At 63.5% G+C, this 21720-nt stretch carries 19 protein-coding genes and 2 pseudogenes; 6 read left to right on the top strand and 15 right to left on the bottom strand.

Annotated elements, in window-relative coordinates:
- Positions 1-178: 178 nt before the first annotated feature.
- Complete coding sequence (locus AWB83_RS12640; RefSeq protein WP_159463043.1) at positions 179-1060, top strand: LysR family transcriptional regulator; 882 nt, start codon at positions 179-181, stop codon at positions 1058-1060.
- A gap of 16 nt (positions 1061-1076) precedes the next feature.
- Here the strand turns inward: AWB83_RS12640 and AWB83_RS12645 are convergent, their stop codons facing one another.
- Positions 1077-2375: an MFS transporter gene (locus AWB83_RS12645; protein ID WP_087045925.1), complete on the bottom strand. Its 1299-nt coding sequence runs from the start codon at positions 2373-2375 to the stop codon at positions 1077-1079.
- 250 nt (positions 2376-2625) lie between these two features.
- On the opposite strand from AWB83_RS12645, the pseudogene AWB83_RS12650 reads away from it, so the two are divergent.
- Positions 2626-3015: pseudogene (locus AWB83_RS12650) on the top strand (alcohol dehydrogenase catalytic domain-containing protein); the annotation flags it as partial.
- Here AWB83_RS12650 and AWB83_RS12655 read toward each other — a convergent pair.
- A complete protein-coding gene (locus tag AWB83_RS12655; protein ID WP_244197701.1) occupies positions 2976-3398 on the bottom strand; it encodes a tripartite tricarboxylate transporter substrate-binding protein in 423 nt (140 codons plus the stop codon). The pseudogene AWB83_RS12650 and the gene AWB83_RS12655 overlap by 40 nt on opposite strands.
- A 3-nt stretch (positions 3399-3401) precedes the next feature.
- Between AWB83_RS12655 and AWB83_RS12660 the strand changes: the two are divergent.
- Positions 3402-3912, top strand: a pseudogene (locus AWB83_RS12660) (acyl-CoA dehydrogenase family protein); the annotation flags it as partial.
- A 3-nt stretch (positions 3913-3915) separates the two neighbouring features.
- On the opposite strand, the gene AWB83_RS12665 reads toward AWB83_RS12660, so the two are convergent.
- Positions 3916-4665, bottom strand: coding sequence for an enoyl-CoA hydratase/isomerase family protein (locus AWB83_RS12665; RefSeq protein WP_087045727.1), 750 nt, complete (start codon positions 4663-4665; stop codon positions 3916-3918).
- A 15-nt stretch (positions 4666-4680) separates the two neighbouring features.
- Entirely contained in the window at positions 4681-6777 is a 2097-nt protein-coding gene (locus AWB83_RS12670; RefSeq protein WP_244197702.1) for an acetate--CoA ligase family protein, read from the bottom strand.
- A 192-nt stretch (positions 6778-6969) separates the two neighbouring features.
- Here AWB83_RS12670 and AWB83_RS12675 point away from each other — a divergent pair, with 192 nt between their 5' ends.
- Entirely contained in the window at positions 6970-7950 is a 981-nt protein-coding gene (locus AWB83_RS12675; RefSeq protein ID WP_087045731.1) for a tripartite tricarboxylate transporter substrate binding protein, read from the top strand.
- 2 nt (positions 7951-7952) lie between these two features.
- Here the strand turns inward: AWB83_RS12675 and AWB83_RS12680 are convergent, their stop codons facing one another.
- The 10 genes from AWB83_RS12680 to AWB83_RS12725 form a co-directional block, all read right to left on the bottom strand.
- Positions 7953-8699, bottom strand: coding sequence for an enoyl-CoA hydratase/isomerase family protein (locus tag AWB83_RS12680; RefSeq protein WP_087045733.1), 747 nt, complete (start codon positions 8697-8699; stop codon positions 7953-7955).
- Entirely contained in the window at positions 8696-10813 is a 2118-nt protein-coding gene (locus tag AWB83_RS12685) for an acetate--CoA ligase family protein (protein WP_159463044.1), read from the bottom strand. The genes AWB83_RS12680 and AWB83_RS12685 overlap by 4 nt, the downstream gene beginning before the upstream one ends.
- Positions 10814-10823: 10 nt before the next feature.
- Entirely contained in the window at positions 10824-12161 is a 1338-nt protein-coding gene (locus AWB83_RS12690) for a class-II fumarase/aspartase family protein (RefSeq protein ID WP_087045737.1), read from the bottom strand.
- A gap of 28 nt (positions 12162-12189) precedes the next feature.
- Positions 12190-13173, bottom strand: coding sequence for a tripartite tricarboxylate transporter substrate binding protein (locus tag AWB83_RS12695; protein ID WP_143750045.1), 984 nt, complete (start codon positions 13171-13173; stop codon positions 12190-12192).
- Between the two features lie 21 nt (positions 13174-13194).
- Positions 13195-14793: a tripartite tricarboxylate transporter permease gene (locus AWB83_RS12700; RefSeq protein ID WP_087045740.1), complete on the bottom strand. Its 1599-nt coding sequence runs from the start codon at positions 14791-14793 to the stop codon at positions 13195-13197.
- Complete coding sequence (locus AWB83_RS12705) at positions 14790-15308, bottom strand: tripartite tricarboxylate transporter TctB family protein (protein WP_087045927.1); 519 nt, start codon at positions 15306-15308, stop codon at positions 14790-14792. Before AWB83_RS12705 ends, AWB83_RS12700 begins: the two co-directional genes overlap by 4 nt.
- Positions 15309-15382: 74 nt before the next feature.
- Complete coding sequence (locus AWB83_RS12710) at positions 15383-16744, bottom strand: MmgE/PrpD family protein (RefSeq protein ID WP_159463045.1); 1362 nt, start codon at positions 16742-16744, stop codon at positions 15383-15385.
- Positions 16745-16755: 11 nt separating this feature from the next.
- The gene (locus AWB83_RS12715; protein ID WP_374729109.1) at positions 16756-17148 is read right to left on the bottom strand and encodes a CoA transferase; all 393 of its coding nucleotides are present in this window, start codon (positions 17146-17148) and stop codon (positions 16756-16758) included.
- Between the two features lie 6 nt (positions 17149-17154).
- Positions 17155-17493: a carboxymuconolactone decarboxylase family protein gene (locus AWB83_RS12720; protein ID WP_087045746.1), complete on the bottom strand. Its 339-nt coding sequence runs from the start codon at positions 17491-17493 to the stop codon at positions 17155-17157.
- A 129-nt stretch (positions 17494-17622) separates the two neighbouring features.
- Positions 17623-18486: an IclR family transcriptional regulator gene (locus tag AWB83_RS12725; protein ID WP_159463046.1), complete on the bottom strand. Its 864-nt coding sequence runs from the start codon at positions 18484-18486 to the stop codon at positions 17623-17625.
- 195 nt (positions 18487-18681) lie between these two features.
- Here AWB83_RS12725 and AWB83_RS12730 point away from each other — a divergent pair, with 195 nt between their 5' ends.
- Positions 18682-19614: a LysR family transcriptional regulator gene (locus AWB83_RS12730; protein ID WP_087045751.1), complete on the top strand. Its 933-nt coding sequence runs from the start codon at positions 18682-18684 to the stop codon at positions 19612-19614.
- Positions 19611-20189 (top strand): cysteine dioxygenase family protein, encoded by a 579-nt coding sequence (locus tag AWB83_RS12735; protein WP_087045753.1) that lies wholly within the window; start codon positions 19611-19613, stop codon positions 20187-20189. The genes AWB83_RS12730 and AWB83_RS12735 overlap by 4 nt, the downstream gene beginning before the upstream one ends.
- Positions 20190-20268: 79 nt before the next feature.
- On the opposite strand, the gene AWB83_RS12740 is transcribed toward AWB83_RS12735, so the two are convergent.
- Positions 20269-21711, bottom strand: coding sequence for a short-chain fatty acid transporter (locus tag AWB83_RS12740; protein WP_087045755.1), 1443 nt, complete (start codon positions 21709-21711; stop codon positions 20269-20271).
- Between the last annotated feature and the right edge of the window lie 9 nt (positions 21712-21720).

Consider the following 21720-nt stretch of genomic DNA (forward strand, 5'->3'; position numbering starts at 1 on the left):
CTCCCGGGCTCCTTTTTTTTGCGGCGCAATGTTGTGCGTTGTGGCATGTGCCGCAATGCAAACCAGTCTAGGGCGTGCACGCCGCGCTGGATAGCGAGACTTTCCGATCGTGCATCATCGAAATAAGCGATGAAGTTACGCAGCCCAACCGCCATGAAGAGCAATGGACATTCGACAGTTGGAGACCTTTTTGCGCATCGTGGATACGGGCAGTTTCGCCGCCGCCGCGCAAACGCTCAACGCGACGCAATCGACCGTTTCCGCGCGCATTCGCGAGCTCGAACGCTCGCTCGGCGTCGATCTGTTCGATCGCAGTCAGCATCGCGCGCGGCTCACCGCGAAGGGACAAGATCTCGTTGCATCGGCGCGCGAGATCGTCGCCCTGGCATCGCGCGTGCGGCACCGTATCGGCGATAAGGACGCGCTCACGGGTACGGTGCGCCTCGGCGTCGTCGGGCTCGTCGCGATTACGTGGCTGCCGAAGTTGATGAGCGCATTGCGCGAACGCTATCCGAACCTTGCGGTCGTGCTCGACATGAGTCTGACGGCGACGCTCGTCGATAAGCTGCGCAACGGCGATCTCGATCTCGTGCTCGTGACGGGCCCTGTTGTGGAAAGCGGTCTGCAAGCCATTTCGCTTGGCTATGACGATTTCGTCTGGATGTGCTCGCCCGCGCTTGCCGTGCCCGCGCGCAAGCTATCGCCCGCCGAGCTCGCGACGTGGCCTGTGCTGGGCTTGTCGTCGCAATCGCATCACTATCCGGTCATCGAGCGATGGTTCCGCGATGCGAGCGCCGAATATCGTCCGGTCATTTCGTGCAACAACGTGCGCGTGCTCGCGGAGTTGACCGTGTCGTGCCTGGGCGTGAGCCTCTTGCCACGCCTGTCGTATCACGCGGAAATTGCAGCGGGCAAGCTGCGTGTAATCGATACCGCACCGCGGATCGGTCCCGTGCAATTTGTCGCGCTGCATCGGCATACGGCAACCGATCCTATCGTCGCGGCCGTTGCCGAACTCGCGCTGGAGACGAGCGAGTTCGAGCGGCCGGGCAATGCGTAATCGCGCTGTGTCAGCGTCAAGGCAACGCGGTTCGGGGCTCGCCCGAAGGCCGCGCGAACATGCGGAACGTCGCGAACAACGCGATCAGCGCGGCGAACGAAAGCCACAACGCAGGCACCGCTCGATTCTGCGTGACCTGAATCAACGCGGTGCAGATGAACGGCGTAAAGCCGCCGAAGATCGCTTGCGCGAGACTCCACACGATTGAGAAGCCGGTGCCACGAATGCTCGCGGGCATGATCTCGGTAAGTGCAACCACCATGCCCGCCTGATACGAGCCGTAGATCATCGCGTACCACATCTCCACGGCGAGCAAGCGCGTGAAACTGGGCGCTTGCACGAGCCATAACATCGCCGGATAAGCGGTCAGAATCACGAGCACCGCGCATACGGTGAGCACCGCGCGCCGCCCGACCTTGTCCGAAATCGCGCCGACGATAGGCAGCATCGTGAAGTTGATGATGCCTACGGCCATCGTCACGAGGAACGAATCGATGGCGGGTAGATGGAGCACGCGCGACCCATACGTCGGCGTGTAAGCGGTGATGAGATTGAACATGACGGCGGTGAGCGTGACCAGCATGATCGCCCCGCCGATGAGACGCGCGTTATCCCGCAGCGATGTAAAGATCTCCTTGCTCGTCGGATGCCGCGCGCGCGATTCGAACTCTTTCGTTTCGCGCAGACGGCGGCGAATCATGAAAAGCACGGGAATGATCAGACAGCCAATCATGAACGGAATGCGCCATCCCCAGCTATTCATCTGTTCGGCTGTAAGCGTGAAGCGCAAGCCCACGCCGAGCGCCGCTGCAAATACGACTGCCGCCTGCTGGCTCGCCGATTGCCAGCTTACAAAGAAGCCACGTCGTCCGGGCGGCGCGATCTCCGCGAGATAGACCGATACGCCGCCGAGTTCCGCGCCTGCGGAAAAGCCTTGCAACAAGCGCCCCAACACGACGATGATCGGCGCGGCGATGCCGATGGTGTCGTAGCCCGGCACGAACGTGATCATCAACATGCCGACGGACATCAGCGCGAGCGTGAGCAAGAGGCCCGCGCGCCGTCCACGACGGTCGATGTACGAACCGAGCACGAGCGCGCCGATCGGCCGCATCAGAAAGCCGACGCCGAAGGTAGCGAACGACAGCATCAACGAGACGAATTCGTTGCCGCGCGGAAAGAGCGCTTGCGAGATCGAGAGCGCGTAAAAGCCGTAGACGGAGAAGTCGTACATCTCCAGGAAGTTGCCGCTCGTGACGCGCAGGATCGTTCTTGCCGATGCCTCGTGCGCTTTACCCGATGTGCCTGATTGCATGACGTGCGTCTCCATTTGTTCGCGCTTCTCGCGCCGTTCTTTTTCTTTTATTCAAGCCGTCTTTATTCACATTCCGAATGATTCCGTTCCACCGCCAATCATCCGGTTAAGTACTAGCTCCAAGTTTGCGGGCCTTTTGCTTGACCACATTCTGCGACGGTGCGAGCATCGTGTAAACCACATTTTGAATTGTTCGTCCTATTTTATAGGACTTTCGTTATTCACGTTCCTTATAACGGAGCCCGAACCGATGTTCAAAGCCATGCTGCTGGACCGCCAGGAAGATCGCTCGACAGCGCGCATCGCGGGTCTGGAGGACAGTCAGTTGCCCGACGGCGAAGTCACCGTACGCATCGCGTTTTCGACGCTCAATTACAAGGACGCGCTCGCGATCACCGGTAAGGGTCCGGTCGTGTGCAAGTTCCCGATGGTGCCGGGCATCGACTTCGCAGGCACGGTCGGCACGGCGGGCTACACCGCAATGCTTTGCGTGCAGGCCATCGCCGTGCACGGCGTGAAGCCCGGCGGCGGCGATGTGCTCGTGACCGGCGCGAACGGCGGCGTCGGCGGCGTGGCGACTGCGTTGCTCGCGAAGCGCGGTTATCGCGTGGTGGCATCGACCGGACGCATGAACGGGGCGTACCACGACGTCGCGTCGTAACCGGGCACGCTTTGCGCGACGGCTGGCAGATCTGGTGTGAGCGACGAAGGCTTCGCGCTCGTCACGGCCACGCCCGTCAACTGATGATTATTGATGTACGGCAGCGCCTCGCTCACGACCGCGACCGTCACGCGCCCGCCGATGGCATCCTGAATCGCGGGAATGCCGCCCTGATAAGGCACGGTCGTCATCTGCACGCCGGCCATGCGTTTGAAGAGTTCACACGACAGAAACGGACTCGTGCCGACGACGGATGTCGCGCACGTCGCCTTGCCGGGATTCTGCTTCGCGTAGCTGATGAGTTGCCCGAGCGAATCGATTTTCGCGGCCGGACTGACGGCGAAATAGTTCGGCACGTTCACGAAGTCACGCCGCCCGGTCGCAGCGAAGCGGGATTCGCCGGCCTCATGAACGCGTATAACGCGCAGCGCGTGGGCGCGGCGACGGTTGCGCTCGGCATCGCACAGGGCGCATTCGAACTCGCGCTCGAATCCGCGAAAAAACGCGAAAAAACGCGAGCAGTTCGGCCGCCCGATCATGGAGTTTCAGGGCTTGCAATGGATGCTCGCCGACATGTCGATCCAGCTCGAAGCCGCGCGTCTCATGATCTGGAAAGCGGCGACTTCGAGCAGCGGGTTTCCGTCGATGTTCGAAGCCGCGCGCGCCAAAGTGCTGCCGGCGGAAACCGCCATCAAGGTGACGAACGACGCCTTGCAGATTCACGGCGCGGTCGGCTACGGACGCGACATGCCGCTCGAACGCATGGTGCGCGATGCGCGCATGTTCACCATTTCGGGCGGCACCGCGCAGATTTTGCGCACGCAAGTGGCCGGCACGTTGCTCAGCATCAAACTGCCGCAACGACGCCAGCCGTGAGCCCTATTTGCCGATGAATCGCGGCGCGCGTTTCTCTTTCTGCGCCGCGAAGCCTTCGCGAATATCCTCGCTCTGCGCGATCACTTCCATCTGCCTGCGCGTGCGGCCCAGCGTTTCCGTCGGCCCGTGCGCGAGCACGCCTTCATTGACGAAGCGCTTCAGCGTTGCGAGCACGAGCGGCGCCATCGTCGCGAGTTCGCGCGCCATGGCGAGCGCTGCTTCGACGTGGCCGCCCTTCGGCGTGACTTCGTTGACGAGGCCCGCCTGATACGCGCGTTGCGCGTCGACGGGGCGCGCAAGCAGCATCATCTCCATCGCAACCTTATGCGCGATGCGGCCCGCGAGTCCCGCGATCATGCCCTGCGTGAGACCGAGTTTCGCTTCGGGATAGTAGAACTTCGCGTCCTCGCTCGCGACGCATAAATCGGCCATCATCGCGATCACAAGACCGCCGCCGACGCACCATCCCGACACCGCGCAGACGATCGGCTTCTCCGTCGTGATGCCGACAGTGGGCACGCAGCGCCACAGCTCGGGCATGTTGTTGACGTCCGCGCCGGCCGAAAACGATGCATCGCCCGCGCCCGTCAGAACGGCGACGCGTTGCGACGAATGATCGAACGCGGCGAACGCGTCTTGCAGTTCGATCGCCGTCTGCGCGCTGATCGCGTTGAGCTTTTTCGCGCGATTGATGGTGATGAGCGTGACGCCATCGTCCATATTTTCGATCAGCAGATTGTCGTACTGAGTCATGCTCGTCTCCCTGTTTTATTCAACGCGTAGCCGCGCATCGACGGCCCAGCACGCGCTTTTGCCGACGATCAGCGGATTGATGTCCAGTTCGAAGCCGCAATCGGTGCGTTCGGCGAGATCGGCGGCGAGCCAGCTCACGCGCGCGATGGCATCGACGACCTGTTCGACGGCGAGCGCGCCGCCGCGATAGCCTTCGAGAATCTTCCAGATCGGCAAGGTGGCGAGCAGCGCGCGAATCTGTTCCGTCGATGCCGGCGCGCATGCAATCGCGCGTTGCGCCAGCAGTTCGACGAGCACGCCGCCCGCGCCGAACACGACGACCGGGCCGAACTGCTCGTCGCGCCGCGCGCCAACGATCAGCTCCAGTTCGCCCTTCACTTGCGCCTGCACCGAAACGCCGTCGATGCGCGCATCGGGTCGCGCACGCCGCGCCGCCGCGCATAGACGCTCGAAGGTTTCGCGCACGTGCGCATCGCTCGCGACGCCCACGGCCACGCCGCCGATATCGCTTTTATGCGTGATATCCGGCGACGCGACTTTCATGACGAGCGGATAGCCCGTTTCCGCTGCGAGACGCACGGCGTCGTCCGCGGTCGCGGCAATCGCGCCCGCATTTACCGGAATGCCGTAGCGCCTGAACACGGCCTTGCTCGCGTCTTCATCGTAGATGCCGGGCGCGGGCGGCGGCGGCAACGCGTCCGGCCGCGCGGGCTTCTCGAAGAACCGGCGCTGCGCATGACGACGCCACGCGCTCCACACGTTGACGGCTTCATCGAGCGTATTCGTGTACGGAATGCCGCGTTCGCGCAAGAGCGCGCGCAGCGGATCGCTCGTCACGCCAGCTTCGACCGTGAAAAGCGCGGGCTTGCCGGCCGCGCCTTCGAATGGCGACGGCGGCGCGAGCGCCATCTCGCTCGTCAGCATGAACGGCGCCATCGTCACGGGAACGAAAATGCCGTCGGTTTCCGCGTCCGACTGCAAAGCCGCGACGGTGTCTTGCGCGGCCTTCGCCGGATCGACGGAAATACGCGAGCCGAAATCGATCGGATTATTGGCCTGACCTTGCGAGTAATGCCAATGCAAGACATCGCGCGTGGATTCGCTGAAATTCGCAAGCGGAAAGCCGCGTTCGAAGAGCGCATCGGAGGCGAGCGCGCCACCACCGCCCGAAGGCGTGAACACCGCAATGCGCTTCACCGTGCGCTTCGGGTAACGCACCATCGACGCGGCGAGCGTCATCATCGCGCCGAGATCGTTCATCAGCGTGATGCCGTTTTCCTCGCACACCGCCGCGAATACCGCGTGATTGCCCGCGATGCTCGCCGTATGCGAGAACGCTGCGCGGCTGCCCGCTTCGGTGCGGCCCGCCTTCACCGCGAGCCACGGCTTGCCCGCCGCGCGCGCACGGTTTGCCGCCGTGACGAAACGCGCGGCATCCTTCACGCCTTCGATATAGGTACAGATGACTTGCGTGTCCGGATCTTCGGCGAGAAATTCGACGAAATCCGCAAGTTCCAGATCGGCCTGATTGCCGACCGAAATACCATGACTAAAGCCGATGCCATGCGCCCACGCGCGGTCGAAAAACGTCGTCATGAGCGCGCCGCTCTGACTGACGAGACCAATAGGCTGCTGCGGCAATTCCGCAATTTCCAGCACCGGCGACGAACACGCCGCGAGCCGGTTCGCCGCGCTGATCAGTCCAAGGCAATTCGGCCCGATGAGCCGCATGCCGTGTTCGCGCGCGATGCTCACGATCTCGCGTTCGGTTTCGCGGCCCGCTTCGCCTGCATCCGAAAAGCCTGCCGTGATGATCAGCCCGCAGCCGATACCCATTTTCGCGGCGGCTTCGATCGTGCCTTTCACGCTCGGCTGCGGCACGGCGAGCACGGCCATGTCGGGCACGGCGGGCAGCGCGCCGAAGTCGGGATACGCCTTGATGTCGAAGAGCGTGTCGCGCTTCGCGTTGATCGGATAAACCGCGCCCGCGAAGCGATGGCGCAGCACCATTCGCAGCAAACGCCCGCCGAATTTCGACTGATCCTCCGACGCCCCGACGATCGCAATCGATTCGGGCCGCAGCAAGCACGCAATATCCGTGGAACTTTGCACCGTGCGTGTCTCCTTTTGGTTTTCGGGTGTTTCTGCCGCATCATCAGTATTCGCTACAACGCGCGCCGGGTCATGCGTTCTGGAATGCGGAACATCGGCGGACGATGGCAAAGCTGTCATATTGTTCGATAGAGGCCGGCTCGATGTTCATGGTTCATGCACGAAGCCGGCTGGACATGACAAGGAGACGCCGTGAAAACGTTGAAGCTCTGGCGCGCGCTGGCGAGCGCCGCGTTGACTCTCTCGCTCGCGCCCGGTCTGAGCCACGCGGACTCGGACTATCCGTCGCGGCCCATTCGGATGATCGTGCCGTTCGTGCCCGGCGGCGCATCCGACAATCTCGCTCGCGCGCTCGCCGCCGAACTGACGAAGAAGCTCGGCCAGAACGCCATCGTCGAGAACAAGCCGGGCGCTGGGACGGTGATCGGCTCGCAATACGTGGCGCATGCATCGCCCGATGGCTACACGCTTCTTTGGGCGACCGCGCCGCTCGCGATCAACGCGTCGCTGATGAAGCATCTGCCGTACGACACGCTGCAAGACCTGACCGCTGTCGTCGATGTCGCGTCGTCGCCGGAAGTGCTCGTCGTGAACAAGTCGGCGAACATCACGACGCTCGCGCAGTTGATCGCGAAGGCCAGGCAGGAGCCTGGCAAGCTGACTTACGGTTCGTCGGGTATCGGCGGCTCGCCGCATCTGGCCACCGTCATGTTCGCCAACGATGCGGGCATCAAGCTCACCCACGTTCCGTATCAAGGCTCCGCGCCTGCGGTCACGGCGGCGATGTCGGGTCAGGTCAATCTCGTGATCGACACGTTCCTGACGTGTCTGCCGGGCATCAACGCGGGCACGCTGGTTCCGCTCGCGCAGACGGAAACCAAGCGCTCGAGCGTGCTGCCCAACGTGCCGACGATGGCCGAATCGGGGCTGAAGGGTTATCAGGCGAGCGCGTGGTTCTCCATGCTCGCGCCCGCGAAGACGCCCAGGCCGATCATCGACAAGCTCAATAACGCGGTGAACGAAATCATCAGACAGCCCAGGTTTCAGGAGCTTTTTGCGAAACAGGCGATCTTCATGGTCGGCGGCACGCCCGACGCCGCCGAAGCGCATCTGAAGAGCGAAGTCGCGCGCTGGCAAACGGCGGTGAAGGAATCGGGCGCATCGATCGAATAAGGTCAGGCACCGCGATAAACCGGCGCGCGCTTCTCGCGAAACGCCGCCGGTCCTTCCTTCGCGTCTGCGCTTTCGGTGATCGCCGTCAACTGCGCCAGTGTGCGCGCCATGCTTTCCGCAGGCGATTGCGCTACCACTTCCCGCACGACACTGCGCTTCAGCATGGCGAGCACGAGCGGCGCGGCTTGCGCGATCTCACGCGCAATCGCGAGTGCGCCGTTCACATGTTCGCCGCGCGGCGTGACCGCGTTGACGAGGCCCATCTGCATGGCGCGTTCAGCGTTGAAGCGGCGGCCGAGCATCATCACTTCCATGGCGAACTTGTGCGGAATGCGCCCCGCCATCGACGCGATGATGCCACCGGTAAATCCGAGCCGCGCCTCCGGATACTGAAAAATCGCGCTCTCCGATGCCACCGCGAGATCGCTCATCATCGCGAAAACGAGCCCACCGCCGATGCACCAGCCGCCTATCGCCGCGATCACCGGCTTCTCCGTCCGAAAGCCGACGGTCGGCGTGCAGCGCCAGAATTCGGGTTTGTCGTTGAGATCGGCGCCCGCGCAAAAGGCGTCGTCGCCTGCGCCCGTGAAGATCGCGACGCGTTGCGCCGAGCGGTCGAATTCGTCGAATGCGCGCTGAACGTCGAGCGCGGCCTGGCGGCTCATCGCGTTCTTCTTGTGCGCGCGATTCAGCGTGATGACAGTGACGCCGTCGTCATGATTCTCGACGATAACGGGTGCTTCGCTCATTCGGGTTGACCTTTTCCCATGCGCAGACGCGCATCGACGGCGCAGACGCGCTCGCTCGATACCATCAGCGGATTGATGTCCAGTTCGAAGTCGTGATCGGCAAGATCGGCGGCGAGCCAGCTTACCCGAACGATTGTCTCGACCACGCCCTGCAAGTCCAGCCGCGCGCCGCGAAAGCCTTCGAACAGCGGCCAGAGCGGCAAGCGCCGCAGCAATTCGATCACGCGTTGCTCGTCGACGGGCGCGCGCGCAATCGCCCGCACCGGCAGCAGATCGACCATCACGCCGCCCGCGCCGAACACGACGATCGGCCCGAATGCCGCATCGCGCCGCGCGCCGACGATCATCTCCAGCTTGCCTTTGAATTGAGTCTGCACGGAAAGGCCGTCGATGTGCGCCTGCGGCGCGCGTTCGGCCACGTCCGCATGGATGCGGCGATAGGCGTCGCGCACCATCGCTTCGTTATAGAGATCTATACGCACGCCGCCCACATCCGACTTATGCACGATCTGCGGCGACACGACTTTCAGCACCACCGGAAAGCCAAACGCTTCCGCAAGCGCGACCGCTTCTTCCTCGTTGCGCGCAAGCCGTTCGCGATTCACCGTCACGCCATGGCGTTCGAGCACGCGGCGCGTCTCGCCTTCGCCATACACGCGGTCTTTCGTCATATCGCTCGCTTCACTCGGACAGCGATGCGGCCGCTCGGTCCGTCCTGGCGATGAATACGTCGAACGCGCGTGCCACGCGGCGAGCACGTCCACCGCCTCGCGCAAGTTGTTGCTGAACCAGCGGCCCCGTTCGCGCAAACTCGTGCGCGCGGCGTCCGCGAGACGCCCCGTCTCGAACACGTAGAGCACCGGTTTTTTCGGCGTATGTTTCGCGTCGATGGCGAGCGCGTCGGCGACATCGGCGGCAAGACGATCGAGCGTCGGCGATGTCGTGATGGCGAAGAGCAGCGCATCGACCCCCCCATCGCCCGCAACAACCGAGGCCGCCGCGCCGACCACATCGGGTCCGTCGCCCACCGTGCGCCCGCCGATATCCACAGGATTGCACGATTGCGATGGCGGGAACCACGCGCCCAATTGCTCGCACGTGGCGTCGGCAAACGAAGCCATGTGCATGTCGCCCACTTCGATTTCGTCGGCGGCAAGCGCGGCTTCTCCGCCCGAAGGCGAGAACACGGCAATGCGGTCGATGCGCGCGCGCGGGTGATCGGCGAGACTCGTGGCGAGCGCGACCATCGTGAGCGGGCTATCCAGCAGCGTGACGTGTTCCTCACGGCACACGGCTTCGAACACGGCGCGTTCGCCCGCGATGCTCGCCGTGTGCGAGAACGCCGCCTTTGCGCCCGCGCGAGTGCGGCCCGCGCTCACCGCGAGCCACGGCTTGCCCGCTTCTCTCGCGCGCGCCGCGAGTTCGGCGAAACGGCGCGGATTTTTCAGGCCTTCGATATACGTGCAGATGACGCTGGTGGCCGGATCGTCGATCATGAATTCGACGAAATCGCTCAGTTCGAGATCCGCCTGATTGCCGACCGAAATCGCGTGCGAGAACGCGAGGCCCATTTCCTTCGCCTTGTCGAAGATGGTGCCCATCAACGCGCCGCTCTGACTCACGAAACCCACGCGGCCGACCGGCAAGCCATCGGCTGCGAGCGCGGTCGAAGGACACAGCACGACGCGATTTGCCGGACTGATAATGCCGAGACAATTCGGCCCGACGAGACGAATGCCGCCCGCGCGCGCAATGTCCACGATGTCGCGTTCGAGCGCCGCGCCTTCAGGCCCGGCATCCGAAAAACGCGCCGTGATGACGATGGCCGCTTGCACGCCGCGCGCCGCGCACGCTTCGATGGTCTCGCGCACGCGCGGCTGCGGAATCGCCATGACGGCGACATCGGGCACGTCGGGCGTCGCGGCGACATCGGCAAACGTCTTCACGCCGAAGAGCGATTCGCGAGCGGGATTGATCGGCATGATGCGCCCGCGATAACCATGCGACAGCAGCATTTTGAAAAGCCGCCCGCCGTATTTGTTCTGATCTTCCGACGCTCCGATCACCGCGACCGAAGCGGGATTCATCAACGTGCCGACCGCACTTTCGTTCATGACGATGCCCTCAGTGCGCATGCGCTGCGAGCACGTTATCGACGGCTTGCTCGGCAAGACCGATGTAATTGCGCGGATCGAGCGCATGCGAAAGTTCGCGCTCGTCGAGATGTTGCATGGTTTCGGCATCCGCGCGCAGCACGTCGCCCAGCGCGCGGCCTTCCTTGAGCGCCGTGCTGCATAAACGCGAGATCATGTGATGCGCGTTCTTGCGGCCGATCTTCGGCGCGAGCGCCATCATCACGCTCTCGGCCATCACCTGGCCGTTGGTCACCGCGAGGTTCGCGCGCATGCGTTCCGTGTGCAACACGAGACCGGACAGCACGACGTTCATCTGCGTGACCGCCGCGTGCGCGTGCTGAAAAATCTGCGGCACCGCGATGGTTTCGAAGTGCCCTTGCCAGTCGCGTTCGAAGTCCTGCACCATCGATTCCATCACGACCGGTATCTGCTGCGCCGCCATCTTGCCGTGCACGATCACGAGTTCCGGCACGACCGTGTTGTGCTTGTGCGGCATCGCGGAACTGGTGCCACGGCTTTCACCGCCGCCTTCGGACGCCTCGCCCACTTCATCGCGGGTCATGATGGCGAGCGTCTTCGCGATGCTCGCCATCGACTGCGCGATCGATGCAATGCCGAACACCACTTGCGCCACGCGATCGCGCGACGCGAACCACGCGATCTCCGGCGCTTGCAGACCGAGTTCGTTCATCAAGGCGCGTTGCACGTCGATGCCGCGCGGACCGACCGCCGCGAACGTGCCGATCGCGCCGCCGAACTGCCCCGCGAGCGTGTCCGCGCGCAACGCGGCGATACGCTTGCACTGACGCTCGACCTCGCTATACCAGACCGCGCAGCGAAACCCGAACGTCGACGGCAACGCATGCTTGCCGTGCGTGCGCGCGATCATCAGCGTCGAGCGATGCCGCGCCGTCATTTCGCGCAGTGTGCGGCGCACTGTGTGCAGATCGGTTTCAATGACCGCGAGCGCGTCGCGCACTTGCATGATGAACGAGGTATCGGTGATATCGCGCGTGGTCGATCCCCAATGCAGATATTCGCCCGCCGCGCCGCAATGTTCGGCAAGCTGTTCGACGAAGGGCATCACCGGATAACCGACCGCTTCGACATCGATGCGAAAGCGTTCCCAGTCGATGTCGAACGATGGCGCTTTCGCCGCGATATCGCGATACGCGGCCTCGGGAATCACGCCGAGCTGGGCCTCGACTTTCGCGAGCGCGATCTCCACTTTCAGATAATTGGCGATGCGTGTGTCGTCGGAAAAGATCGTACGCATGGCGTCGGTGCCGAACAGATTGCGCACGACTTTCGATGTGAAAACGGACATGAAATCTCCCGGAACGATTGCGGCGGAACTATTGCGGCTGGATGCCGGCGGCCTTGATGGTGTCGGCCCAGCGACGCGTGTCGTCGGTCAGATACTGCTTGAACCACGCGGGCGATTGGACCGTCGGGTCCGAGCCCAGATTGACGAGCTGCGACTTGAGCGGATCGTTGCCAACCGCCTGATTCACGGCTGCATTGAGCTTCGCGACGATCGGCGCGGGCGTGCCCGCGGGCGCGAGCAGGCCATACCATGCGGCCACGTTCATGTCGCTGATGCCGGCTTGCGTCATCGTCGGCACGTCGGGAAGAAGGGGCGAACGCTGCGCACTCGTCACCGCGAGCGCCTTCAACTGATGCGACAGCACGAGCGGCTTCGCACTCGGAATGTTGACGAAGCTGTAGTCCACTTCGCCGCTGATGACGGCGGCAACCGAAGGCGCGCTGCCCTTATACGGAATGTGCGTACTCTTCACGCCCGCGCGCATCTTGAACAATTCGCCCGACAGATGTTGCGTGCCGCCATTGCCCGATGACGAGAAGTTGCCGCCATCGGCTTTCTTCTTTTCATACGCGATCAGTTCGGCGACCGAGTTGACCGGCAGCTTCGGATTCACGACCAGCAGATTCGGACTTTGCGCGAACACGGCAATCGGCGCATACGCGGCAAGCGGATTCTGGCTGAGCTTCGGAAAGAGGCTCGGATTGACCGCCAGCGCCGACGACGCGACGAGCAGCGTATAACCGTCCGGATCGGCGCGCGCGACATACGTGTCCGCGATATTCTGTCCCGCGCCCGGCCGGTTCTCCACGATCACCGATTGCTTGAACGCAAGCGACAGTTGCTTTTGCAATAGCCGCGCCATGATGTCCGCGCCGCCGCCCGGCGGATAGCCGACGACGATACGAATCGGATGATCGGGATAATGCGCGATGCCGGCATCGTCGGCATGCGTGCGGGCGCTAACCAGCCCGGCAAGTGCGGCGATCATCAGCATCCGTCGATCGATCTTCACGCGTGAATCCTCCTCTGTCGTTTAACGTTGATCCGCGCGCGCGAGCGGCGGTTCGCAGCCGTCGTCGCGTTGCACGTCGTTCATCGTCGGCACGTGCGGCAGCACGTCGGACTTCATGCCGTTTCGCTTTCTCAACGTCGCGCGCAAGGCGAAGAACGCTTGCAGCACGATCAGCAACGCGGAAACAGCCATGAAACACGCGCTGATCGGCTGCGTGACGAACACCGTCAGATCGCCATGCGAGAGCAACAGCGCGCGCCGGAAGTTTTCCTCGACCATCGGCCCGAGCACGTAGCCGAGCAGAATCGGCGCGACCGGAAAATTCAGCGCGACGAACACCGCGCCGATCAGACCGAACACGAGCACTTCGGACACTTCGAACAAGCTGTTATTCGTGCTGTACACGCCAACCGCGATAAAGAACAGCGCCGCCGGATAAAGAAAGCGATACGGCACTTGCAACACCTTCACCCAGATCGAAATGAGCGGCACGTTGAGCAACACGAGCAGCACGTTGCCCACCCAGAAACTCGCGATCAAGCCCCAGAAAATATCCGCGTGCTGGCTGATGAGCTGTGGCCCCGGCTGAATGCCCTGAATCAGCAGCGCGCCGAGAATCAGCGCCATGACGGGATCGCCGGGAATGCCGAGACTCATCGTCGGAATGAAGTCGACTTGCGTCTTGGAATGCGACGACGCTTCCGGCGATGCCACGCCTTCGAGCGCGCCCGTGCCGAAGCGCTCGGGATTGCGCGATATCTTCTTTTCCAGCGCGTAGGCGATGAACGTCGTGATAGTCGGCCCCGTACCCGGCATCGCGCCGAATAATGTGCCAACCGACGTGCCGCGCACGATCGGCCAGAACGCCTGTTTCAGTTCCTTGATGCTCGGCCGCATGTCGCGCAGGCTCACTTTCACGCCGCTGCCCACCGCGTGCATGCGGTTCACATTGCGCAAAAATTCCGTCACGCCGAAAAGACCGAGCGCAAGCGCGACGAGCTGCACGCCATCCGCGAGTTCGGTGAAGCCGAAGGTGAAGCGCATCACGCCGGTGTTGACGTCCGTGCCGACCACGCCTGCGAGCAAACCGATCACGGTCATCGAGACGCCTTTGAGCGGCGAACCGCTCGACATCGTGCCGCCTGCGATCAGCCCGAGCAACATGATCGAGAACAGCTCGGCGGGACCGAACTTGAACGCGATCGACACGAGCAACGGCGACGCAAAAATCATCACGATGATGCCCACCGATGCCGCGAAGAACGACGCGATCATCGTAATGCCGAGCGCGGTGCCGCCCTTGCCCGCGCGTGTCATCGGATAACCGTCGAGACAGGTGACCGCGTGCGGCGGGTGACACGGCAGATTCAGCAGAATCGCGCCGATCGCGCCGCCATATTGCGAGCCGTAAAAGATGCCCGCGAGCATCAGAATCGCGGCGACGGGATGCATCGTATAAGTGAGCGGCAGCAGAATGGAGATCGCCGAGAGCGGTCCCATGCCCGGCAACACGCCGATGAGATTGCCCACCATCACGCCGAAGAACGACCACATGAGGTTGTGCCATTCGAGCGCGACGCCGAAGCCCTGCCACAGGTCAGCCAGGGAATGTCCGATCATGTGCGGCCCCACGTGAGAAGCGGAAACTGCAATTGCAGCGCCCACCAGAAAACGACCACGGACACGAGCGTGATAACCACCGCCAGCGCAAGCGCGCTCTTCCAGGTGTTGTCGCGATCACCGAATGCGGAGATGAATGTCACCGCGAACGATGCCGGCAAGAGACCGCCCCATTTGCCGAGCACGACGAACGCCACGATGCTCGCGACGATGCAGAACCAGCCGCGCCATTCGGGACCGGTGTCGTCGTGCTGCATGCCTTCGTGCTTGAGCGGCCGCGCCGAAGGGCGTCTCGCCGTGCCCGCAATGCCTAAACCCAGCAGAATCAGAATCGCGCCGAGGCACGTCGGAAAGAAGCCCGGCCCCATGTGTGTGAGGCTGCCGAAGTGGTAGTTGAGGCCTTGCGTGACCGCGCCCGCGCCGATCAGACACATCAGCGCGCCGCCGTAGTAGTCACGCCGGTATCCGCTCAGAAAGCCCGGGCGGCTGGCATCGGCTGTTGCTTGTCCGTTCATGTTCGTCTCCATGTCTCGGTCAGGTTTCGCGCGCTGTTTTATGGATGCGTCTATCGCTCATGGTGCTTGACGCGTCACAGCATGTCGGCGACCTCCGCGATATCGTCGGCGGTTTCGAGCGCCCACAGCCGTTGTAATGCGCGTGTTTGCCGGCCTGCGTCCAGAATGCCGCCGACGTTCGCGCAGAACTTGCGCACGAGCTCTTCATCGGAGAGCGGATTGGCCAACTGTCCGCGCGGATGGTCGACACGAACGCTCACGGTCGAGCCATCCCGAAGTTTTGCCTCGGCGATGCATTGGCCGCGTTCGAGCGTCTTGTCCGCGACGAAATCGATCGCCCGGCGCAGCGGCGCGAGACGCGCATCGCGCACGCGTTCGTCGGTGTATTGCGCGAGGCCCGCTGCATCGTCGGTGAGCGCGACCGCCGCCGAATGCCGCGCGCTGAACTTGCCTTGCAGACCGGTCGAAGGTTCGTCGATGCTCGTCGATGCGTCGAGCGTGCCCGCCGGCATTTGGCACACGATGCGCTCGACGTGTTCCGGCATAACGCCATGCTCGTGGCGCAGTGCGAACATCGCGTCGATTGCCGCGTGATGCGGCAGGCAACACGCATACGGCTTGTACATGTTGCGCTGAAGCTCGAAGCGGTCGCCGAGCCCGTCGACCGCGCGCCGCAGGTCGAACGTGCGCGCGGTGAGCATCGCGAAGCCGAGCGGCGCTTCGATTGCGACCATCGAGCTCGTCACGCCCTCGCGAGCGGCCAATGCGGCGAGCACGCCGTTCATGGCTGCCTTGCCAACCTGAAACGGCTTGCCCATCGAACCGTGATTCTGGCGCGAGCCGCTCGCCTGCGACGCCGCCATGCCGAGCGCGTGACGCATCTGATCGGCATCGAGGCGCAGCAGCTTGCCTGCCGCGACCGTGGCCGCGAAGGTGCCGCTCGTCGGCGTGTTCTGCCAGCCCTGATCGTAGATCGACGGATTGAGCGCGCGAGCGATACGCGCGCCCACATCCCATCCGGCGACGAACGCGAGCAGCACGTCGCGCCCGCTCGCGCGCAGCATCTCGCCTACCGACCACACGGCCGCCGCCACCGGCACGGAACCGTGATAGAAGAAGTCGGCGTGCGTATCGTCGAAATCGAGCGCATGGCCCGACGCGCAATTGATGAACGCGGCGGTCAATGCATCCGTCTTGCGATCCTCGCCGATGAGCCGCGCTTCTGGCGCGCCGCCACGCACGGCATAGACGCGCTTCAGCTTGCCGATCAACGGCTCGCGGCTGCCCGCCAACGCCACGCCCTGATAGTCGACGAGCGCGCGTTTGGCTTCGTCGACCACGGCGGGCGGCACATCGGCATGAACGAGCCGCACGGCGTGCTCCGCCAGGAGCCGCGTCACTTCGATATCCCGTCCCTGCCGTGCGTCGTCGTCCACCGTGATCTCCTTCACCGCGTCACGCGTAGCGCCGCCGTGAGTTCCTCCGTGTGCTCGCCGAGCGCGGGCGGCGCGCTTCGCACCGGCAGATTGCGCCCGTTCACGCGAATCGGCGACGCGAACGTGCGCGTCTGAACGCCATTGGGCAGCGTGAGCGGCTGCACCCAGCCCATGTGTTCGAGCTGCGTGTCGGCAAGCACTTGCGAGTACGTGTTGATCGGCGCGCACGGCACGCCCGCGCCGCGAAAGGCGTCGAGCCAGTGCGGGGCATCGTGAGCGGCGAATTCGGCTTCGAGCAGATCGCGCAATTCCACCTGATGACGCGCGCGATCGCCCGTGTTGAGAAAGCGCGCATCCTCGCGCCGTTCGGCACGATTCATCACCTTGCAGACGGCCGCCCACAGCGAGGCTTACTTGAGGCCTTGCATCGCTTCCATCGCGTGGAGCGAATACACGTAGGCCGCGCCCGCATTCAGCGCGATGGCCGTGCCGCACGCATCCGACACTTCGGCTTCGGTCGCGCCTGCCTGGATGGCCGCCGACACATGCGAACTAATGCAGCCATCGCAGCGCGTCGTCACGGCCACGGCGATCGCGATCAGCTCGCGCGTTTTCGCATCGAGCGCGCCGTTCGAGCCTTGCGCCGCCGCGACACTGCGATACGCCTCCAGCATCTTCGGATTGCTGTTGCCGATGAGGCCGGACGAACGCTTCAGGGTGCCGAGCAACTCACTCCAGTTGAGGAACATGGGTGTTCTCCTTTTGACAGTTGGCCTCGCCCTCCCGGCGAGGGCGCATGGTTGAAACCGTGCAACTGGAGACGATGTTAGGGGCGGGACATCGGGGAGAGCGAGCGTTCCATTTGGTTGAACCGCGGCTCAATGTCCCGCGAGTTCGAATTCGGGTTGATGCCGCGCGTCGCGAGCTGCGTAGGAAGGCGCGGGCGCTGCGCTCACGTCGTTCCAGTGATTCGTGACGCTCAACAGCAACGCATGCGGCGAGACCGTGCCGGACATCGTCGATAACGTCTGACCCGCGTCGAGCACCTGTGCGATGAGCGCGTCGCGGCGCGGACCGTCGAGCCGCGACGCCGGTCCCGAAATGCCGATCGCGCCGACGACCGTGCCCGCATCGTCGAAGATCGGCGCGGCCAGGCCGTTGATGCCGAGCCGCCATTCGCCGCCGTTTCGCGCGTAGCCGCGCGCGCGAATCTGCGCCATCTCCGCGAGAAACGCGCGCGGCTCGACGATGGTATTCGCCGTGGCGGGCGCGAGATGCCCGGCGGTGATCGAAAGCCAGCGCGGCCCGCGAAACGCCATCATCGCTTTGCCTGTTGCAACGCAATGCGCCGGCACGCGCCCGCCGATCTGGCTATACGCGCGCACCGGATTCGTCGCGGCTTCGAGCTTGTGCACGTAGACGACATCGCGCTGATCGAGCACGGACAGATGCACGCTTTCGCCGGTGTCTTCGAGAAGCGTATGCATCACACTTTCGGCGTGCCGGCGCAGATCGAAACCCGGCAGCGCCGCCGACGCCACTTCCCACAGCTTGATCGACACGCGATACCGCCCCGTGCAGCTCTGCTCGACGTAACGCTCGTCGACGAGCGCCTGCAGCAGACGATGCACGCCGCTCTTCGGCATCCCCGCCGCGCTCGCCAGTTCGCTCACGCCCATCGGCTCGCCGCGCCGCGCGAGCACTTCCAGCAGGCAGAGCCCTTTGATCAAAGTGTTGTTCATCGACGACCTCATCGGTTGCGCGATTCAAACGGCACGCGATTCCGCGCGAGTTGCAGGATGACCGCAGACACACCGTCACGAGACATTATGCAAAGAGCAGATAAAAATTCACTTCGAAATTCCGATAATGGATATTTACGAAAAACTGGCCTATGCTCGAATCGGAACTGCGCATGGGTCATCGAGGGCGAATAGATGAAACTGGAAGACATCCATGCGTTCGTCGCGGTGGTACGAAACGCGTCGATCACGGGAGCCGCCGAGGCGCTGCTCACGCGTCAGCCCGCCATCACTCGGCGAGTGCAAAGTCTGGAGAAGGACTTGGGCGTCGTGCTGCTCGACCGCAACGTGAAGCCGAGCCGGCCCACGCAGATCGGCCGGCGCGTCTACGAACTGTGCGTGAATGTCGTGCGCGATATCGAGCTGATTGATGAACTCGTGCGCGAAGATTGCGCGCCCTCGGGCCGCATGCGTCTGGGCGTCGCGGAAGTGCTCGCGGAACTGGCGCTGCTCGATGCCGTGCCCGAACTGCGCCGCGAATATCCGCACATGCAGATCGAAGTGGCGTCGGGCTGGAGCACCGAAGTCATCGCGCGTCTGCGTGAAAGCGCCGTCGATGCCGCCATCGCCGTGCTGCCCGAAAACACGCGCTTCGAGGCGGGTTTTTCGGCGGCGTCGATCGGCGTCTTGCCGATGGTCGTCGTCGCGCAAAAGGGCACGATCTCCGGGCGCAGACGGCTCGCGGAATTGCACGGCATGGAGTGGATTCTCAATCCGGAAGGCTGCGGTTTTCGCGACATTCTGCGCCGCGCGTTCAGCGAACAAGGCCTGCCGTTTTCCGTGAAGATTTCGACCTTCGGCACTGAGCAGAAGCTGGGACTCGTCGCGAGCGGCGCGGGCTTGAGCTTCGTGCCGGAAAGCATGCTGGACGCGAGTCAGTACGCACCGCAATTGCAGCGCATCGAACTCTCGGACTTCACGCCGCGTCCGCATATCTGGTGCGTGCATCCCGAGAATCTCGGCCGCTCAGCGGGCTGCGTGGCGCGCTTCGGCGAAGTGATCATCGAGGAACTGGCGGCGCTCAGCGCACGGCGCAGTCCCGCCAGACAGACAAGGAGACCAGCATGAGCATTGCGCGTTTGCGCGATTTCGTGAGCGAGCTCACCGATATCGTGCATGACGGCGTACCCGAAGCCGCCGTGCTCGATGCCCTGCACGCGCCCATGTCGCGGCTGCTCGACAAGGACGACTGGTTGCCGGAAGCGTTCGCGGCGCCGCATCCGGAGTATTACCAGCAGTACTTGCTGCACTGCGATCCGAAGATGCGCTTTTCTGTCGTGAGTTTCGTGTGGGGCCCGGGCCAGAAAACGCCGATTCACGATCACACCGTATGGGGCATGATCGGCATGCTGCGCGGGGCGGAGGAATCGACGCGATTCGAGGCGCGCGAACCGGGCGCGCCGCTGCACGTCAGCGAGACGAGCGTTTTGAAAGCGGGTGATATCGATTGCGTGTCGCCGACGGTCGGCGACGTGCATCAGGTGCGCAACGTGTACGACGATCGCGTGTCGATCAGCATCCACGTATATGGCGGCAATATCGGACGCGTGCGGCGTCACGTTTATGACCGCGCGACCGGTCGCGCGAAGGAATTCGTGTCGGGGTTTTCATCGAACGTCGTGCCGAACTTGTGGGCGGCGTAGCGTTCATATTTCAAATGAGCCAATGCCCGCGCGAAGGGGAATCGCGCGGGCATCGCTTTGGTGAGTCAGAGCGCCTTGACTACGTGCCCGCCCAAACCGGCACGACGAACAAATACACGAAGCCGAGCAGCGACCCCGCCGTCAGGAAGATGACGAGCGTGAAGCCAAGCACGCGCTGCACGCCGACGCCCGCAATCGCGACAACCGGAATCGCCCAGAACGGCTGCAACAGGCTGCCGGCCATTTCGCCGGCAGCAATCGCCATCGACGTGCCCGGCAACGACGCGCCGAGCTGCATGGCGGCGGGAATCGTGAACGGCCCTTGCACGGCCCAGTGACCGCCGCCGCTCGGAATGAATAGCGTGATCACGCCCGATGCCAGATAGCTCAGAAATGGCAACGTCGTGCTCGAAGCAACGTGAATGTAGGCATGCGCGACGGTTTCATCGAGTGCGGTCGCGCTCATGATGCCCATGATTCCGCCGTAGAACGGATATTGCAGCAGCATCGGCCCCGTGACTTTTGCGGCCTCCGTCACCGCGCCGACATAGCGGCGCGGACTGCCGTGCAGACACAACCCCGCGAGCAAAAAGATGAAGATGACCGTGTTGATGTCGAGGCTCACGCCGTGACGCGTCCACTGCATCGCGAGATAGCCCGCGCCCGCGAGCACGAAGACCAGTGCGCAGATGCGGGAGCGTTCGAGCAGGCCCGCGAAGGTGTGGGCGCGTGAATCGCCGGTCTCGTCGTCGACGTTTTTATCCTCTGCTTCGAGCAACGCGACGTCGGCGGCGATCACGTCTTTATCGGCGGGTCGCATGAGGATGAACACGACCGGAATCAGCACCATTGCAGCAACGCCCGCGAGCAGGTTCCATCCCGCGAACACCGTATGCGCGAGCGGCACGGCCGAATGCGTATGCTGCTCGACGATATTGAGCGGATTGCCCGGCGATGCAATCGACAGCGCGATCGAACTCGACATGCCCGTGAACGCCCACAGCACCCACGAGCTATACGCTGCAGCCACGAGCCACGCGAAATCCACGCGCACTTGCCGCGCGACCTGCTTCGACAACAGCGCGCCGACGACGAGGCCGAAACCCCAGTTCAGGAACGTCGCGACAGCCCCGACACTGAACACGAGCAGCACGGCGGAAGCCGGCCCCACCGCGAGCTTGCTCACGCTGCGCAAGGCTGCCTTGATGAGCGACGCGCTCGCGAGCGCATAGCCTGTGACGAGCACGAGCACCATCTGAAACGCGAACGTGAAGATGCCGAAGATACCTTTGTACCAGCCGGTCAGAATCACTTCGGGCGTGCCCTTCGGTGCAAAGACGAGCGCGAGACACGCGACCATCACCGTGAGCAAAATGACGATGACGAACGGGTCCGGCATCACGCGTTCGAACAGATATACGCACGACGACACCGCGCGCTGCAACAGGGACTTGCCTTCGTTCGGATGATCGGGGACGGCTTGAGGCCTCACAGCGAGCGGCGGGGAATCGTGGGTTTCCATCGTATGTCT

Source organism: Caballeronia ptereochthonis (genome assembly GCF_001545075.1).
Taxonomy (GTDB): Bacteria; Pseudomonadota; Gammaproteobacteria; order Burkholderiales; family Burkholderiaceae; genus Caballeronia; species Caballeronia ptereochthonis.

Coding starts and splice junctions, on each gene's coding strand:
- AWB83_RS12685 (WP_159463044.1), bottom strand. CDS start 10,813: ATGAACGAAAGTGCGGTCGGCACGTTGATGAATCCCGCTTCGGTCGCG.
- AWB83_RS12735 (WP_087045753.1), top strand. CDS start 19,611: ATGAGCATTGCGCGTTTGCGCGATTTCGTGAGCGAGCTCACCGATATC.
- AWB83_RS12700 (WP_087045740.1), bottom strand. CDS start 14,793: ATGATCGGACATTCCCTGGCTGACCTGTGGCAGGGCTTCGGCGTCGCG.
- AWB83_RS12725 (WP_159463046.1), bottom strand. CDS start 18,486: ATGAACAACACTTTGATCAAAGGGCTCTGCCTGCTGGAAGTGCTCGCG.
- AWB83_RS12645 (WP_087045925.1), bottom strand. CDS start 2,375: ATGCAATCAGGCACATCGGGTAAAGCGCACGAGGCATCGGCAAGAACG.
- AWB83_RS12680 (WP_087045733.1), bottom strand. CDS start 8,699: ATGAGCGAAGCACCCGTTATCGTCGAGAATCATGACGACGGCGTCACT.
- AWB83_RS12730 (WP_087045751.1), top strand. CDS start 18,682: ATGAAACTGGAAGACATCCATGCGTTCGTCGCGGTGGTACGAAACGCG.
- AWB83_RS12740 (WP_087045755.1), bottom strand. CDS start 21,711: ATGGAAACCCACGATTCCCCGCCGCTCGCTGTGAGGCCTCAAGCCGTC.
- AWB83_RS12720 (WP_087045746.1), bottom strand. CDS start 17,493: ATGTTCCTCAACTGGAGTGAGTTGCTCGGCACCCTGAAGCGTTCGTCC.
- AWB83_RS12665 (WP_087045727.1), bottom strand. CDS start 4,665: ATGACTCAGTACGACAATCTGCTGATCGAAAATATGGACGATGGCGTC.
- AWB83_RS12690 (WP_087045737.1), bottom strand. CDS start 12,161: ATGTCCGTTTTCACATCGAAAGTCGTGCGCAATCTGTTCGGCACCGAC.
- AWB83_RS12705 (WP_087045927.1), bottom strand. CDS start 15,308: ATGAACGGACAAGCAACAGCCGATGCCAGCCGCCCGGGCTTTCTGAGC.